Source organism: Acidovorax sp. 94 (assembly GCF_003634645.1).
Lineage (GTDB): Bacteria > Pseudomonadota > Gammaproteobacteria > Burkholderiales > Burkholderiaceae_C > Acidovorax > Acidovorax facilis.
In genome coordinates this window covers 1,167,924-1,182,220 of sequence record NZ_RBJA01000001.1, presented here as the reverse complement: position 1 = coordinate 1,182,220, position 14,297 = coordinate 1,167,924, and the positions used below count along the sequence as shown (strand labels likewise).

General features: G+C 66.0%; 16 protein-coding genes. 4 read left to right on the top strand and 12 right to left on the bottom strand.

Features of this window, described 5'->3' with window-relative positions; translation table 11 throughout:
• Positions 1 to 12 precede the first annotated feature (12 nt).
• Genes C8C94_RS05520 through C8C94_RS05505 form a run of 4 tightly spaced genes read right to left on the bottom strand, consistent with a single transcriptional unit; the run spans position 13 to position 2,342 of the window.
• Positions 13 to 855, bottom strand: a complete 843-nt coding sequence (locus C8C94_RS05520; RefSeq protein WP_147433232.1) for a hypothetical protein — start codon at positions 853 to 855, stop codon at positions 13 to 15.
• A gap of 5 nt (positions 856 to 860) precedes the next feature.
• Positions 861 to 1,415, bottom strand: a complete 555-nt coding sequence (locus tag C8C94_RS05515) for a DUF3617 domain-containing protein (RefSeq protein ID WP_121420011.1) — start codon at positions 1,413 to 1,415, stop codon at positions 861 to 863.
• A 28-nt stretch (positions 1,416 to 1,443) separates the two neighbouring features.
• Entirely contained in the window at positions 1,444 to 1,935 is a 492-nt protein-coding gene (locus C8C94_RS05510; RefSeq protein WP_121420010.1) for a hypothetical protein, read from the bottom strand.
• A 38-nt stretch (positions 1,936 to 1,973) separates the two neighbouring features.
• Positions 1,974 to 2,342: a hypothetical protein gene (locus C8C94_RS05505; RefSeq protein ID WP_121420009.1), complete on the bottom strand. Its 369-nt coding sequence runs from the start codon at positions 2,340 to 2,342 to the stop codon at positions 1,974 to 1,976.
• Between the two features lie 194 nt (positions 2,343 to 2,536).
• Here C8C94_RS05505 and C8C94_RS05500 point away from each other — a divergent pair, with 194 nt between their 5' ends.
• Together C8C94_RS05500 and C8C94_RS05495 are read left to right on the top strand one after the other, a co-directional pair.
• Positions 2,537 to 3,187 (top strand): response regulator transcription factor, encoded by a 651-nt coding sequence (locus C8C94_RS05500; protein ID WP_158603802.1) that lies wholly within the window; start codon positions 2,537 to 2,539, stop codon positions 3,185 to 3,187.
• On the top strand, positions 3,174 to 4,931 hold the full coding sequence (locus C8C94_RS05495) for a hybrid sensor histidine kinase/response regulator (RefSeq protein ID WP_121420007.1): 1,758 nt from the start codon (positions 3,174 to 3,176) through the stop codon (positions 4,929 to 4,931). Before C8C94_RS05500 ends, C8C94_RS05495 begins: the two co-directional genes overlap by 14 nt.
• A gap of 86 nt (positions 4,932 to 5,017) precedes the next feature.
• Here C8C94_RS05495 and C8C94_RS05490 read toward each other — a convergent pair whose 3' ends face one another.
• From C8C94_RS05490 to C8C94_RS05475, 4 genes are all read right to left on the bottom strand, one after another.
• Entirely contained in the window at positions 5,018 to 6,184 is a 1,167-nt protein-coding gene (locus tag C8C94_RS05490) for an ABC transporter substrate-binding protein (RefSeq protein WP_121420006.1), read from the bottom strand.
• Positions 6,185 to 6,324: 140 nt separating this feature from the next.
• Entirely contained in the window at positions 6,325 to 7,065 is a 741-nt protein-coding gene (locus C8C94_RS05485; RefSeq protein ID WP_121420005.1) for an NAD-dependent deacylase, read from the bottom strand.
• Positions 7,066 to 7,081: 16 nt separating this feature from the next.
• Positions 7,082 to 7,828, bottom strand: coding sequence for a 23S rRNA (guanosine(2251)-2'-O)-methyltransferase RlmB (gene rlmB / locus C8C94_RS05480; RefSeq protein ID WP_055398120.1), 747 nt, complete (start codon positions 7,826 to 7,828; stop codon positions 7,082 to 7,084).
• A gap of 142 nt (positions 7,829 to 7,970) precedes the next feature.
• Positions 7,971 to 8,684 carry an ABC transporter ATP-binding protein gene (locus C8C94_RS05475; RefSeq protein ID WP_055398119.1) on the bottom strand — a complete coding sequence of 238 codons (714 nt, stop codon included), beginning with the start codon at positions 8,682 to 8,684 and terminating at the stop codon, positions 7,971 to 7,973.
• A 15-nt stretch (positions 8,685 to 8,699) separates the two neighbouring features.
• Between C8C94_RS05475 and C8C94_RS05470 the strand changes: the two genes are divergently transcribed.
• Positions 8,700 to 9,380: an arylesterase gene (locus tag C8C94_RS05470; RefSeq protein ID WP_121420004.1), complete on the top strand. Its 681-nt coding sequence runs from the start codon at positions 8,700 to 8,702 to the stop codon at positions 9,378 to 9,380.
• Positions 9,381 to 9,384: 4 nt separating this feature from the next.
• On the opposite strand, the gene C8C94_RS05465 is transcribed toward C8C94_RS05470, so the two are convergent.
• The 4 genes from C8C94_RS05465 to C8C94_RS05450 form a co-directional block, all read right to left on the bottom strand.
• Positions 9,385 to 9,576: a hypothetical protein gene (locus C8C94_RS05465; RefSeq protein WP_055398117.1), complete on the bottom strand. Its 192-nt coding sequence runs from the start codon at positions 9,574 to 9,576 to the stop codon at positions 9,385 to 9,387.
• Positions 9,577 to 9,623: 47 nt separating this feature from the next.
• Entirely contained in the window at positions 9,624 to 10,472 is an 849-nt protein-coding gene (locus C8C94_RS05460; RefSeq protein WP_233573404.1) for a DUF2189 domain-containing protein, read from the bottom strand.
• A 110-nt stretch (positions 10,473 to 10,582) separates the two neighbouring features.
• On the bottom strand, positions 10,583 to 11,821 hold the full coding sequence (locus C8C94_RS05455) for a PLP-dependent transferase (protein WP_121420003.1): 1,239 nt from the start codon (positions 11,819 to 11,821) through the stop codon (positions 10,583 to 10,585).
• A gap of 87 nt (positions 11,822 to 11,908) precedes the next feature.
• Complete coding sequence (locus C8C94_RS05450) at positions 11,909 to 12,400, bottom strand: BON domain-containing protein (protein WP_121420002.1); 492 nt, start codon at positions 12,398 to 12,400, stop codon at positions 11,909 to 11,911.
• Positions 12,401 to 12,543: 143 nt separating this feature from the next.
• Between C8C94_RS05450 and C8C94_RS05445 the strand changes: the two genes are divergently transcribed.
• Positions 12,544 to 14,235, top strand: coding sequence for a SulP family inorganic anion transporter (locus C8C94_RS05445; RefSeq protein WP_121420001.1), 1,692 nt, complete (start codon positions 12,544 to 12,546; stop codon positions 14,233 to 14,235).
• Positions 14,236 to 14,297: the final 62 nt, after the last annotated feature.

Below are 14,297 nucleotides of genomic sequence, written 5' to 3'. Positions count from 1 at the left end.
GCGTGACAGCGGCTACTGCCGCGCAAAGGTGAACGGCGTGCTGATGGTGCAGGCCGAAGGCACGGAGACGCGCACCACGCTTTCGCCCTCCATGTGCGTGGCACTGCGCACGCGCACAACCCAAACCATTTCCATCGGCTTGCCCTGGCTTGCGGCCAGCGTGCCGCGCCAGTGGTTGGGCGCGATGCGCTGCCACGCCACCTGCGGGCTGCGGATGATTTGCGAGGCGTTGAATGGGCGCGCAAAGGTGACGGGGCCGGACCGCGGCGCGGGCATTTGCCCGGCAAGGGCTGCAGTCAGGCCCGGCAAGCACTTGCCGCTGGTGTGCGGGCTGCCGTTGGCAAAGCGCCATGGGCCGTCCTGCGGCTGGATTTCGCCGCCGGGCGTGGGTAGGGGTTTCCGCAGGTCAATCTCCTTGGGGCCAGGCTGGTTGATCTCGACCTCGATGCCGGGCGACTTGGCCGCTGGCTTGCCTGCGGGCCGGGGAGCGGCAGGCGCTTTTGCGGGCGGTGGCGGGTCTTTTTGCACTTGCCCACGGCGCATGACCTCGGCTGCGGCAAAGGCTTCTTCAGGCAAGGGGATGAGCACCCGGGCCTCGTTCTGCGTCATGCCGCCCGCGCATTCGCCTGCGGCTGCGCAGCGCCATACAGGGTCGGGAAAGTCGCGGCTGGCGTCGATGAAGGCACGCTGAGCCTCGGCCTGGCCGTCGATGCCCAGCGCGATGCGCGCCTCTTCGGACTGCAGCATGCCGCTGCAATGCACGCCTGCCGCACAGGCCAGGTGATCCAGCGATTGCGCGCTGGCGGCGGCGGCGCACAGGGCGAACATGCCAATAAGGGCAGATTGGGCGCGCATTGCCATCACCGCTTGGCCTCGGGCTTGGTGGGCGTTGCCAGGGGCTTGAGCGTGCCGCAGTCGGCCGACAGGCGGCGCGCCTCGGTGCTCATGTCCATGCGGCCATGCTGCTTGCTGGTGAGCACGGCCTTGGTGCTGAAGTGGCTGGCACTGTGCAGCGTGGTGGTGAAGTCGCCTTGGCTGGGCGGCTCCTTGCAGGTAAGGCGGCCCGTCCAGGTGCTGCCGCTGCGCTTGACCTGGGTGTAGGTGCAGTCGCCCTCGGTGTGGCCTTCGCGGATGGGGTCCTGCTTCGCGTTCTCGGGGCTGATGCACAGGCGCAGAGCGCCGTCCGCGCCCATGCCGATGCCGTGGCCCGCCATCTGCTGCTCCATCATCTTGCGCGCCTCGGGCGGCAGGTTTTTCATCTGCTCGCGCATCTGCGCCATCTGGGCAGCCATGTCCGGCTGGCCAGGCACGCGCACGTCGTGCTTGAACTCCCACAGGCCGGGGGCGATGTCCTGGGCCTGGGCTGCTGCGGCGAAGCAGGCGGCGGTGGCGATGGCAAGGGTTGCGGTCTTCATGGCAGGCTCTCTCTTTCGGTAGTGGTGTTCATTGACTGTCGCGCTCAATACGCACGCGCCATCGGATGTCGCCGCGCGCGCTGGTCAGCGTGCCCTCTGCCGCCTGGCCCGTCGCGGGGTGGCGCGCAAAGCGCAGGGTGAAGGGGTCGTCGGTGTCGACGCTCACCGCCAGCGGCGCGGCAAGGCCACCGCCCTTCAGCTCGCGGGCGTGGGCCGATTCGCCCGCCGCGCCCGCCCATTCGCAGGGTTCGCCCGCCGGGTCTTCGCACATGGCGCGCCCTGCCACCCATTGCAACTGCAGCACGCGGCTGCCCTGCTGCTGGATGATGTGCAGCCGCGCCAGCTCGGCCCCGGCGCGGGTTCGGATGCGTGGGTCGTCGCGTGTCACACGCCAGTTGCCCTGCCAGGGGCCGGGCGGGGTTTCCTGCGCGCGCTCGGCGGCAGACTGGCCGTGCTCCGCCAGCGCGGCCAGGGGCAGGCAGGCGGCGACTAGCAGCAGGCGGGTGCGGTGCACTAGCATGGTTTTGCTTTCACGAAGGCGGCGGGATGGCATCCTGGTCAGCAGGTGACGGTTGCGCTGCCGCTGTCGATGACAAAGGTGGCGTTGGGGTGATCCGCCTTCGTAGCCGCGTTGATGATGGTGCATTCGCTGCCGGACAGGGCTGCACCGTCCTTCACGACGAGCCGGACGGTGTTGCCGGTGATGTGGTAGTCCTTGAACTTGCCAGACATCACAGAGGTGACGGAATAGGCTGCGGCATCCAGGGGCGTATTGCCCTTCAGCTTGACTTTCTTCTTGCCGGTGACTTTTTCGGCGGCCTGTTGGGCCGTCTGGGTGGACTCTGCGGTCTTGTCGCCGCAGCCAGCCAGAGCCATCATGACAAGCAGTGCCGCACCGCTGATGGTGAGGGTGTTGTAAGAGGTCATACTTTTCTCTTGGTGGGTGGATGGGACGTGAAGAGCGGCGCAAGCTGGTTTCGTGCTTTTCCTTTCACGCATGGGGCGGGATGGTGCCCACGCAAAACGCGCGCGGCCATATGCCATTCGGCCCATGCAGAGGGCCTGGGCTGCACGCTATCCTCTGCAACGTGAAAAACTTCACGAAAAATGGAGACCCCGCCTTGGACCCGCTCAACGGCTTTGCCCTTCTGCTAGTGGACGACCACCCCCTGTTCCGCGACGGGCTGGCCGCTGCGCTGCGCCACCAGGCGCCGGGGCTGCGCGTGCAGGCCGTGGGCTCGCCCGCCGAGGCCATCGACCTGCTGGCGGGCCATGGCGAGGGGGAGAGCGAAGGGTTCGATCTGGTGCTGCTGGACTACCGCCTGCCCGGCATGGACGGCCTGCGCTGCGCCGCGCTGCTGATGGCGCAGCACCCCGGCATGGGTGTGGGCCTGATGTCTGGCGTGGACGACCCAACGCTGGCACGCCGCACGCAGGACGCTGGGCTGGTGGCCTACCTGCCCAAAACGCTGGAAGTGCCCGCCCTGCTGGCGCAACTGCGCCAATTGGCCGAGGGCGAGCCCTCGTTCGCCGTCGCCGCGCAGCCACCTGATGCGGAGCAGCCCACCGGCCCCTACGGCCTGACGGCGCGGCAGATCGATGTGCTGCACATGCTGGCCTCGGGCGGCAGCAACAAGGAGATCGCCCGCGCCATGGGCATATCGCCCGGCACGGTGAAGAACCACCTGAACGCCATCTTCACCAAGATGGGCGCTGCCAATCGGGTGCAGGCAGTGATGATGGCGCAGGCGGTGATACGTGAAGCGACCTGAAGAAGACAGGGCCGCCGCACCACCGGATCGCGTCTTTGCCGACAGCATCGGCTCGCTGTCGCGGGCGCTGCGCGGCTCGGTGGTATCGAACATCGTGGCCGCATCGCTGCTGGCCCTGGCCATGCACGGCTGGTATCCAACGCAGGTGCTCGCCGCATGGCTGGCAGGGCTGGTACTGGTGCATCTGTGGAGGCCTCTTTGGCGGGCCGCCGTGCGCCAGCCGCAGCCTACCCCCTTGAGCCCTGCGCGCAGGGCGCGCCGGGTCGAAGTCGATGCCTTCATCCTTGCTGCGTACTGGGGCGCATCGTCCGTGCTCTTCTTCCATGCCAACAGCAGCCTGGTGCCGTTTTACTGGGCGCTGGTGCTGGGCGGTACGGCAGCGGGCAGCATCGGCGCACATGCACACCACCCCAGGGTCATGTGGATTTTTCTGCCCACACTGATCACGCCGTTTGCAGTGCGGGCGCTGCTGGAGGCCGATGGCAGCACGCGCTTTCTTGGTGCGGGCATGCTGTTGCTGCTGGCTTACCTGCTGTACTACGGCAGGCAGCATGCGCGCACGCTACAACGCATGATTGCGCTGCGCCATGAAAACAGCGCCTTGGTGGACGAACTGCAAAGCCAAGCCCTGGCGCTGCGCGAGGCCAACGCCGCCAAGTCCCGCTTCTTCGCCGCAGCCAGCCACGATTTGCGCCAGCCGCTGCAAGCCATGAACCTCTACATGAGCGTGCTGCAAGGTGGCCAAGAGGGGCGCAGCGATCCGGCCACCCTGGCGCGGCTGGACGAATGCCTGTCCGCTCTCGATCGGCTGCTGGGAGTGGTGCTCGACCTCACGCGCCTGGACAGCGGCCAGGTCACGCCCCAGCCCCGCCCCTTTGCCGTGCAGCCCTTGCTGGAGCGCCTGGCAGGCACCTACGAGGCCGCCGCCCGCCACAAGGGGCTGCAGATGCGCGTGCACCCAACGTCCGCCTGGGCCGTCAGCGATCCGGCGCTGCTCGAACGGGTGCTCGCCAACCTGCTGACCAACGCCATCCGCTACACCGAACGCGGCGGCGTGCTGATGGGCGTGCGCCGCTCCGAGCAAAGCTTGTGCCTGTTCGTGGCCGACACCGGCATCGGCATTGCCGCCGAGGCGCACGAATCCATCTTTGAAGAGTTCGTGCAGCTGAACAACCCCGCCCGCGACCCCGACAAGGGCCACGGCCTGGGCCTGCCCACGGTGCGGCGCATTGCAGACTTGCTGGGGCACCCGGTGGAGCTGCGTTCGCAACCTGGGCGCGGCTCGGTCTTTGCCCTGCGCCTGCCGCCAGCCTCGCGTGGTAGCGAAAGCACCACGCCAGAGCCTCCGGCTGCCGCCACCGCGCCGCTGCAAGGCCGCGTGCTGGTCGTGGAAGACAACGCCCTGGTGCGCGATGCGCTGGTGCAACTGCTGACCGGCTGGGGCCTCACCGTGCAGGCCGCCAGCGACGGCGATGCAGCCTGCGCCGCACTCACGCAGGCCAGTGATGCGTTTGACGTGGTGCTGAGCGACTGGCGCCTGCCCGGCACGCGCGACGGCCTGGCCGTACTGCGCGAGGCCCGCGCGTGCCAGCACGGGCTGAAGCTGGCAGCCATCCTGACGGGCGAGGACGTGCAGCTGCTGCGCTCGGCGGGCAAGGAGTTTCCCGTGCTACGCAAGCCCTTGCGCCCCTTGCGCCTGCGCACACTGCTGGCGCGGTATCTGCGCGAAAGCAAGCTGCCCTGAGCGAAGACACGGGCTGGAAAATTTCAGCCTTTTTGGACTCTAGCGCTTTCTGCATAAGCGCAAGCAGCTATCAATTTTGTGTATTTTCAGCTCAACCGACGCCCGTTCTCCGCATACACCGCCAAGTAGATAGCGTCGGAGCCAATGTAGGGCGCCTTGTTGCCAAAGCCTACGTTGAAGTCGCCAAACGACAGCGCGCGGATACTGGCCAGGCCCGCGCGCAGGCGGTCACGTGTGAGGTCCTTGCCCGCATTTTTGAGGCCCTCGATCATGATCTGGCCGTTGAGCCAGCCTTCGAGCGCGCTGCCGCTGTTGATGAAGGCGGGGTTGGCGCCGGTGGCCTTCATGGTGCTCTGGAACTTGCGCACCACCACCGATTTTTGTGAATTCGCGTCCGGAAACACCTGCACCAGCGCCAGTCCCCGTGTGGAGGCGGCGAGCTTGGGCAGTTCGGACGAGATCACCGTGACCGACAGGCCCGCCAGCGGCACGCCCTGCGCCTTGGCACGGAAGGCATGCACAAACGCGGTGTTGGCCGTGCCCGTGGTGGCCAGCAGCACGGCGCCCGGGCGCTCAGCGGCCACCTTGTCGGCCAGCTCGGCTCCGTTCTTGCCATCGACGGCCAGCGCAAATTCACCGGCGCGTTCGACTTTGATGTCGTCCAGCGCCTTGGCCATGTCCTTGAGCACCTCTTTACCAAACGGGTTGTCCAGGTACACCACGGCAATGCGTTTGAGGCCCATGTCCACTACCTGCTTGACCAGGCGTTGGGTTTCTTCACGGTATGTAGGGCGCAAAAAGAAAACATGGCGGGCTTCAGCGCTGCGCAGTGAGGTGGCGCCCGTCACAGGCCCCACAGTGGGGATGCCTTTGGATTCGATCAACGGGAGGATGGCCGCAGTGTTGGCCGTGCCAAGGGGAGAGATCAGCGCAAAGATCGACTGTGAATCCACCATCTCGGTCACGTTCTTCAGCGTGCGAGCGGCCACATAGCCGTCGTCCTTGGGTTCCATACGGATCTCGCGGCCAAACACACCGCCAGCGGCATTCACCTCCGCAAACGCGGCCTTCATGCCGGCCACCTGCTCGATGCCCGCCTGGCCCAAGGGGCCGGTCAAGGCGATGGAGCAACCCAGGTTGATGGTGCGAGCGGTCAGTGCTTCTTCGGCGGCCTGGGCCGTTTGGGCCCATGCAGGCAGGCCAGTGGTAGCAACGGCCTGGGTGGCGCGCAAAAGAAAGTGTCTACGGCTCATGTTGATACGCCCGAAATAGTGCAAAGGTGGGCGAGGCTACAGGCAGGAGCCGATTTAACGTGTCGGCTTTGCGACAGCCCGGCCGCCCCGTTGCACCTTGGCCACCGACGAGATCGCCCACGGGTTCTGGCGTGGTATTGCTAGCCCGCGCCAAGCAGCTGCGGCAAAACTTCGGCGGCCGTGCCGCGCAGTACGCCATGCGCGGTGCCATCCAGCTCGCTCGGTGCGGGATTGACCACCACCACCCGCGCACCCGCAGCGCGCGCCTGGTGCGCAAGACCGGCCGCCGGGTACACCGCCCCGGCCGTGCCGACGACCAACATCAGATCGCATGTGTGGGCTGCGTGCTGGGCGGCCTCCAGGGTGGCAAAAGGCAGGGCTTCGCCAAACCAGACCACACCGGGCCGCAGCAGGTTGCCGCAGCGGTCGCAGTACGGGGGATGGCCCGCCACGGCGTGATCGATGTGGCAGCAGTTGCGCGGCGCATCGAGCCAGCGGTTTTCAAAGATGTCCCCATGCAGGTACAACACGCCGACGCTGCCCGCGCGCTGGTGCAGACCGTCCACGTTCTGGGTGATGAGCGTGAGCCGATCCGGGTATTGCTGCGCAAACGCTGCCAGCGCCTGATGCCCCGCGTTGGGCGCCACGCCGGTGAGCAGGTCACGCCGGTACTGGTACCAGTCCCACACGCGCTGCGGGTGGGCACGAAACCCGGCTTCGGTGGCCATGTCCTCAGGCCGGAACTGCGCCCAATAACCTGTCTGGGCATCGCGGAAGGTGGGTACACCGGATTCGGCGCTGATGCCTGCACCGGTCAGCACGGCGATGTGGCGCGCCTGCTGCACCCATGCTTTTACGGTGTCCAGCGAAGCACCTTCCATCACCTACAGGGCTGCATCAAGACCGCTGGCGCAGCGCCTCGTACAGGCACACGCCGCTGGCCACCGATACGTTCAGGCTCTCCACAGCGCCCTTCATCGGGATGCTGACCAGCTCGTCGCAGGTCTTGCGCGTGAGCTGGCGCATGCCGTCGCCTTCGGCGCCCAGCACCAGGGCCACGGGGCCTTTCAGGTCGACCTGGTAAATGGTCTTGGGCGCGTCGTCGCTGGTACCGATGCACCAGATGTTGCGCTCCTTGAGCTCATTCAAGGTGCGCGCGAGGTTGGTCACCATGAAGTACGGCATGGTTTCGGCCGCGCCGCTGGCCACCTTGGCCACGGTGGCGTTGATGCCCACGGCGTGGTCCTTGGGGGCGATGACGGCATGCGCGCCCGCACCATCGGCCACGCGCAGGCAGGCGCCCAGGTTGTGCGGGTCGGTCACGCCGTCCAGCACGAGCAGCAGGGGCTGCTCAATGCCGGCGGCTTCCAGGTCTTCCAGCAGTTCATCCAACGAGGTGGCAACCTTCACGGGCTCTACGCGCGCAGCCACGCCCTGGTGGCCATGGCTGCCGGCCAGCTTGGCGATGCGCACGCTGTCGGCTTCGATGAGGCGGGCACCGGCCTCGCGGGCGCGGTCGAGAAACTGGCGCATGCGGGCATCGCGCCGCGTGGCCTCGTAGTAAATCTCGATGATGGATTTCGGCGCGGTCTTCAGACGCACGCCCACGGCGTGAAAGCCGAAGAGAACTTTGGGGCTGGACATGGGGTGATTATCCGCTGGCGCAGGGCACCGGCTTTGGAAAACTATCAATTTGATAGCTGCTACCGCTTTATGAATAAGCGCTAGAGGCCAAAAACACTCAAAAACCTGGTTTCCGCCTCCCTCTCAGCGCGGCAAATAGCGCTTACACGACCCGCCCGGCTTCGATGGTGATACGCCGCTCGCACTGCTCAGCGATGGCGCGGTCATGGGTGACCAACACCAGCGTGGTGCCCTGCTCGCGGTTCAGGTCGAACATGAGCTTCATGATGGTTTCGCCGGTGGCAAAGTCGAGGCTGCCCGTAGGCTCATCGGCCAGCAGCACGGCAGGTTGCACCACAAACGCCCGCGCCAGCGCCACGCGCTGCTGTTCGCCACCCGAGAGCACCTTGGGGTAGTGAGAGAGGCGCTGGCCCAGCCCCACGCGGGCCAGCATGTCGGCGGCGACCTTGCGGGCATTTTTGCGAACTTCAGGGCGGTTGGCCAACTCCAGCGGCAGCATCACGTTCTCCAGCGCGGTGAGGTTGCCCATGAGCTGAAAGCTCTGGAACACAAAACCCACCTTCTGGGCCCGCAGCGCAGCGCGCTCATCCTCGTCGATGGCAAAGAGGTCGTGGCCATCGAGCCGCACCGTGCCACGGCTGGGGGTGTCCAGCCCCGCGATGATGGACAGCAAGGTGCTCTTGCCCGAGCCCGACGCGCCCACGATGGCGGCGGTTTCCCTGGCGGCCAGGCGGAAATCGATATCCCGCAGAATGTCGAGGGTTCCGGTGGAATCCGTGACCGATTTGAAGACATGCTCCACGGCAATGATGGGTGTGGCAGCAGCTGTCTTGGGCAATGGAGAGGATTCGGACATGAAAGGCTCTTTACTTTGATTCGATATCAGCAACGGCGCCACTTTATCCTGCGCGCCTCTATCGGGCTTCTGGTGGGGCTTTCGGCGCCCTGCGCCATGGCCCAGGCAACGTCCAAGACAGCGGCCGCGCCGATTCGCCAGCCCGTGATCCTGGTGCTGGGAGACTCTCTGAGCGCCGAATATGGCCTGGCACGCGGCACGGGCTGGGTGGCGCTGCTCGAAAAACAACTGACCCAGGAAAAGCTGGCCGCTACGGTGGTCAACGCCAGCGTGAGTGGGGAGACTACTTCGGGCGGCCGTTCGCGTCTGGCGGCGCTGCTGGCGCAGCACAAGCCCAGCCATGTGGTGATTGAACTGGGCGGCAACGATGCCCTGCGGGGATTGCCGCTCAAGAACACGGAAGAGAATCTGACGGTTATGACGCAGACGGCGCAAAAGGCCGGGGCCAAGGTGCTGCTGGTGGGCATGCAGGTGCCACCCAACTATGGCACCGACTACGCCAACAAGTTCGCGGGCCTGTTCACCACAGTGGCCAAGGCCCAGAAGGTGGCCGTGGTGCCCTTCTTCCTGAAGGGGGTGGCCGACGGGCCCGATCCGACCCGCCTGTTCCAGCCTGACCGCATCCACCCGCGCGCCGAGGCGCATCCGCAGATGCTGGCCAATGTGTGGCCGGAACTGAAAAAACTCTTGCGCTGAGGGCTCAGGCGCCGGGAGCGCCTGTGGGCTGGTCCGGGGCCGCAGCATCGCCGTTGGGCTGGCCGTCAGCGGGCTGGTCGTCGCCTTGCGGATCGTCCGGCCTGCGCTGTGTTTTGGACCTCAGCTTCTCTTCCTTTTTTTTCTTTTTGGCGAGTTCGCGCTGGCGTTTTTCGTATCCGTAGTTGGGTGTTGCCAAGGTAATTGCTTCCTGAAGTTGAGACTCACTGTAACAGCATGGGTTTTTCAAGCCCCCGCTGGGGTGCGTTGGAGCGGGATGACCGATGCGCGGTACGCATGCCAGCTTGCAAAGCCCAGAACCGGCCCGGCCACCAGCAGCCCGATGCCCCAGAACCAGAGGGAAAACACCACAATGGTGGTGATGAGTGCGCCCCAGAGCAGCATGACCAGGGGGTTCTCCAGCACCACGCGCATGCTGGTGATACCGGCCGTAAGCGCATCGGTGTCTCGGTCCAGAATCATGGGAATGGACACCACGGAGGTGGAGAACACCAGCGCTGCAAATACGCCGCCCACCACCAGGTACACCGCCACAAAGCTCCAGTTCTGCGGGCTGAAGACCGCCTGCAGCACGCCCGTGGTGGACGGCATGCCGGTGTTGAAGAACACGGCAAACACCACCAACGATGCACGCCCCCACAGCAGCTCCAGCACCACAAGCACCAGCACCAGCATGCCCATGCTGCCCATGTGGCTGTCCCAGCAGGTGAGCGATTCGCTCAGCTCGGGCTTGAGTCCCGCCTCGCGCCGACGGCTGGTGTCGTACAGCCCCATCGCCAAGAAGGGACCTACCAGCAGGCAGCCACTCGCCAGGGACATGGTGTATTCAGGCCGGGTGCGGAACACCCAGCCCAGCACCAGCGCCATGCACCAGAAGCAAACGCCATAAAACAGGGCAATGCCGGGAGCCGCGCGCACATCCTGCAAGCCCTTGGCCAGCCAACGGAACGGGTCCGCCAACCCCAGGCGCTGCAGGCTCACGGGCTGGGCCACCGAGGTGTCTGGCGCCGGTTGCTGGGCCGGATCGGCAGACGCAGGGAGGGGGTTGGAGGAATCCGATGGGGTGGCGGTCATTCGGGCAGTTCGTGGAAGTGGCAGCGGGACACCCGCGAACACTCACACTAAGCCAGCCCTCGGCGGTGCGCCACTGAGGAAACTACCACCCCGCGCAAAAAAGACAGGCCTCAGCCTGCCGGGAAGGCGTGCTCCAGGGCCTGCTGCAGATCGCGCCGCAGGTCTTCCACCGCCTCCAGCCCGATCGAAAACCGCACCAGCGTGCCCGGCTTCAAGTGCGCGGGCGGGCGGCTGCGCATGCTGGCGATGTTGTAGGGCACCACCAGGCTCATGGGGCCGCCCCAGCTGTAGCCCAGCTTGAACAGCCGCAGGCCGTCGCAGAACGCATCCACCTGCTGCTGGGTGTAGCGGGCATCAATCATCACGCTGAACAGGCCCGCTGCCTGCCCCGCCCCGCCCTGCCGTGCGCCACACAGTGCCTTCCAGTGTGCGTGGCCGGGCGCGCCTTCCAGCGCGGGGTGCAACACCTGCACGATGGCGGGCTGCTGCTGCAGCCATCGCGCCAGAGTGCGGGCCGCTTCGTCATGGGCGCGGTAGCGCAGGCCGATGCTGGGCAGTGCGCGCAGCACAGCCTCTGCGTCGTTGGCCCCCACCCCCAAGCCCAGCCGCATGTGGGTGAGCTTGATCTTCATGTGCAGGCCCGGGTCCCGCGTCATGACGCTGCCCATCAGCACATCACCACCGCCACTGGGGTACTTGGTGAGCGCGTGGGCCGAAATATCCACGCCCAGGCTGCCGTCGCCGGTCAGGTCAAACGGAGCAAACGCGAGACCCGCGCCCCAGGTGTTGTCCAGCGCGGTGGTCACGCTGTGTGCGCGGCAGATGCGCACCTGCTCGCACAGGTCCGGAAACTCCATGCTGACCGAGCCCGGAGCCTCCAGCCACACCAGCCGGGTTGCAGGGGTGATGCGGGCGGCCAGATCGGCTGGGTCGAGCGGATCGTAAAACCCATGGGTGATGCCAAAACGCGCCAGTTCACCATTGGCAAGGTCTTTGCCAGGGCCGTATGCGTTGTCCGGGATCAGCACTTCGTCGCCGGGCTGAAGCAGGGCCAAGGCTACGTTGGCAATGGCAGCCAAGCCGCTGGGCACCAGCACGCACTGCAGGCCACCCTCCAGCGCACACAGGCGCTCTTCCAGGATGAAGGTGGTGGGCGTGCCGTGCAGCCCATAGGTGTAGCCGCTTTTGTCCTTCCATTCGCGCGAGCGCATGGCCGCGACGTTGGGAAAGATGACGGTGGAGGCCTTGTACACCCCCGGCTGGGGCGCTACGAAACCAGCAGGAGGAACGTAGTCATGGTGGACGATGCGGGTGGCGAGGTCGGTGTCGTGCTCTTTCATGCCGACCATGGTAGCGCGCCGCCAGGGCGTGAACCCGGGCGGCGCGTGGTGTGAAGCGCTGTTTGCGGCGCCGGGGCTGATGCCAGCCCGCGCGCTTTAGCTCGCGCTGAGCACCAGCTGATTGTTGACAGAAGTAACGCCGCTCACGGCCTTGGCAATGCCTACGGCGCGTTCGCGAGCCGCCGCAGAGGGTGATGGGCCCTTGAGCGTCACGCGTCCATTGACCGTGTCCACATCAATCTTCACTGCGCTCAGGTCGGGGTCCTTGGCAAGGCTGGCGCTGATCTGTGCGGTGATTTCTGCGTCACTCAGAAAAACCATGCCCTTGTTGGCGGCATCCTTGGCCGAAGATTCTGCACTCGCAGCACCCTGCTCCACCTTCGTCTGAGCGTTCTCCATGGCGCTTTCGGCCTTGGCGCGGGCTTCGGCGGCGGCCTGCTCGGTCTTTTCGACGGCGGAATCCAGGCGCTGGCCCACAGTCGGCTCTTCCTTCTTGCCGCAGGCAGACAGGCCCAAAGCCAGGGCGCTCACGGCCAGGATGGTTGCAATACGGTGTGCAGGACGCTGGGAAATCTTCAGATTGTTCATGCGGAAACTCCTTGCGGTTGAAACATGGCGAGACTGTAAACGCAGGCAGGTGCGCACTAGGTCGGATGCAGCCTAGGCACCTGTAGGACGATGCCGCCAATTGCGCACAACTTCCCCCGCTGCCAAGGCGCGACAATGTACCCATGGCTTTTTCCGCTGCGTCACTCACCCGTTGGTTCCCCTTTTTGTCCTGGCCCCGGCCAGACCGCGCCCTGATCAAAGGCGAGTTCTGGGCGGGCATGACGGTGGGCCTGATGCTGGTGCCGCAGGGGGTCGCCTACGCAGCGCTGGCTGGCATGCCGCTGGTGACGGGTATCTATGCCTCGCTGATTCCTGCACTGGTGGCGGTGTTGTTCAGCGCATCGACGCGGCTCGGCGTGGGGCCGACAGCGCTTACCAGCCTGCTGATCGGCGCGTCACTCACAGGCCTGGCCGAGCCGGGCAGCGCGCAATGGGTGGCCATGGCAGCGTGGATCGCTTTGCTGTCGGGCCTGCTGCAGCTGGTCATGGGGATGGCGCGGTTTGGCTGGCTGCTCAATCTTGTGACGTCCCCCGTATTGAGCGGGTTTACCCAGGCTGCGGCGTTACTGATTTTGGGCTCGCAGCTGGCCGCACTCACCGGGTTGCGGTCAGACTGGGGGGCGCTGCTGTCAACGCCTTCGACCGGGCTGTTTGACCTCACGGCGGCGGCGTTTGGCCTGGGCAGTCTGGCGCTGCTGATACTGGCCCGCCGCTGGCGGCCGAACTTTCCTGCAGCCATTGTGGTGGTGGGCGCGGCCGGCGCCCTGAGCTGGGCCCTGGACTATGCAGACGCTGGCGGAGCCGTGGTGGGCGCGTTGCCCTCGGGCCTGCCGGCCCCGTACTGGCCCGGTGCGCTGCCATGGTCCAGCTTTTCTGCCCTGGTAATGCCGGTGCTGGTCGTCACGCTGGTGAGTTTTCTGGAGACAGCGTCCAGCGCCAAGGTAGAAAGCCAGCGGTCCGGTGAGCGCTGGAATGAGAACCAGGACCTCATCGGCCAGGGCCTGGCCAAAATCAGCAGCGGACTGTTTGGCAGCTTTGCGACCAGTGCCTCGTTCTCGCGCTCGGCCATCAACCTGTATGCGGGCGCCAAAAGCGGCTGGGCCACGCTGTTTGCCATTGCCCTGGTAGTCGTGGTGCTGCTGTGGCTCACTCCGGCGCTTTACCACGTGCCGCAGTCGGTGCTGGCTGCCGTGGTGGTAACCGCCGTGACCAGCCTCATCAAGCCCGGCATGCTGCTGCGCCTGTGGCGGGTGTCAAGGGTAGAGGCCGTGATCGGCGGCATCACCTTCGCACTGACGCTGGCCACGGCCCCGCGCATGTACTGGGGCGTGCTGGTGGGTTTGCTGATGAACCTGAGCCACTTTCTGTACCAGCGGCTGCACCCCCGCATCATTGAAGTGGGCCTGCACCCGGATGGCAGCCTGCGCGACCGGCACCTGTGGCACCTGCCCGCTCTGGCTCCCCGGCTGCTGGCGCTGCGCATGGATGCCGAGCTGGACTTTGCCTCGGCCAGCGCCCTGGAGCGGCGCGTTACCGAGCACCTGGCCACCCATCCCGATGTAGTGCACCTGTGCCTGATGGCCCAGCCCATCAACCGGATCGACGTGACGGGCGTAGAGACCTTCGCGCAGCTGCTGGCCCTGCTGCAATCACGGGGGGGCACATTGCACCTCAGCGGCCTCAAGCTTCCCGTAGAGCAGGTTCTGCGCCAGGCCGGTTTGCTGGAGCCCGGAACGGGCCTCGCGATGTACCGCACCGACGCCGAAGCACTGGTAGCGCTGCAGCAGCTTCCGCAGCCGGTGGAACGGGTGTGACGCTGGAGCCTTTCACCCCCCTTTTCCCAGTACCGCTGCGGGTTTCACCTAGACCTGAGGCG

Excerpts from the sequence above, each read along its gene's own strand:
- C8C94_RS05475 (WP_055398119.1), bottom strand. The coding sequence starts at position 8,684 with ATGTCCGAATCCTCTCCATTGCCCAAGACAGCTGCTGCCACACCCATC.
- C8C94_RS05505 (WP_121420009.1), bottom strand. The coding sequence starts at position 2,342 with ATGACCTCTTACAACACCCTCACCATCAGCGGTGCGGCACTGCTTGTC.
- C8C94_RS05445 (WP_121420001.1), top strand. The coding sequence starts at position 12,544 with ATGGCTTTTTCCGCTGCGTCACTCACCCGTTGGTTCCCCTTTTTGTCC.
- C8C94_RS05485 (WP_121420005.1), bottom strand. The coding sequence starts at position 7,065 with ATGGAAGGTGCTTCGCTGGACACCGTAAAAGCATGGGTGCAGCAGGCG.
- C8C94_RS05520 (WP_147433232.1), bottom strand. The coding sequence starts at position 855 with ATGCGCGCCCAATCTGCCCTTATTGGCATGTTCGCCCTGTGCGCCGCC.
- C8C94_RS05460 (WP_233573404.1), bottom strand. The coding sequence starts at position 10,472 with ATGACCGCCACCCCATCGGATTCCTCCAACCCCCTCCCTGCGTCTGCC.
- C8C94_RS05490 (WP_121420006.1), bottom strand. The coding sequence starts at position 6,184 with ATGAGCCGTAGACACTTTCTTTTGCGCGCCACCCAGGCCGTTGCTACC.
- C8C94_RS05450 (WP_121420002.1), bottom strand. The coding sequence starts at position 12,400 with ATGAACAATCTGAAGATTTCCCAGCGTCCTGCACACCGTATTGCAACC.
- C8C94_RS05515 (WP_121420011.1), bottom strand. The coding sequence starts at position 1,415 with ATGAAGACCGCAACCCTTGCCATCGCCACCGCCGCCTGCTTCGCCGCA.
- C8C94_RS05510 (WP_121420010.1), bottom strand. The coding sequence starts at position 1,935 with ATGCTAGTGCACCGCACCCGCCTGCTGCTAGTCGCCGCCTGCCTGCCC.
- rlmB (WP_055398120.1), bottom strand. The coding sequence starts at position 7,828 with ATGTCCAGCCCCAAAGTTCTCTTCGGCTTTCACGCCGTGGGCGTGCGT.
- C8C94_RS05455 (WP_121420003.1), bottom strand. The coding sequence starts at position 11,821 with ATGGTCGGCATGAAAGAGCACGACACCGACCTCGCCACCCGCATCGTC.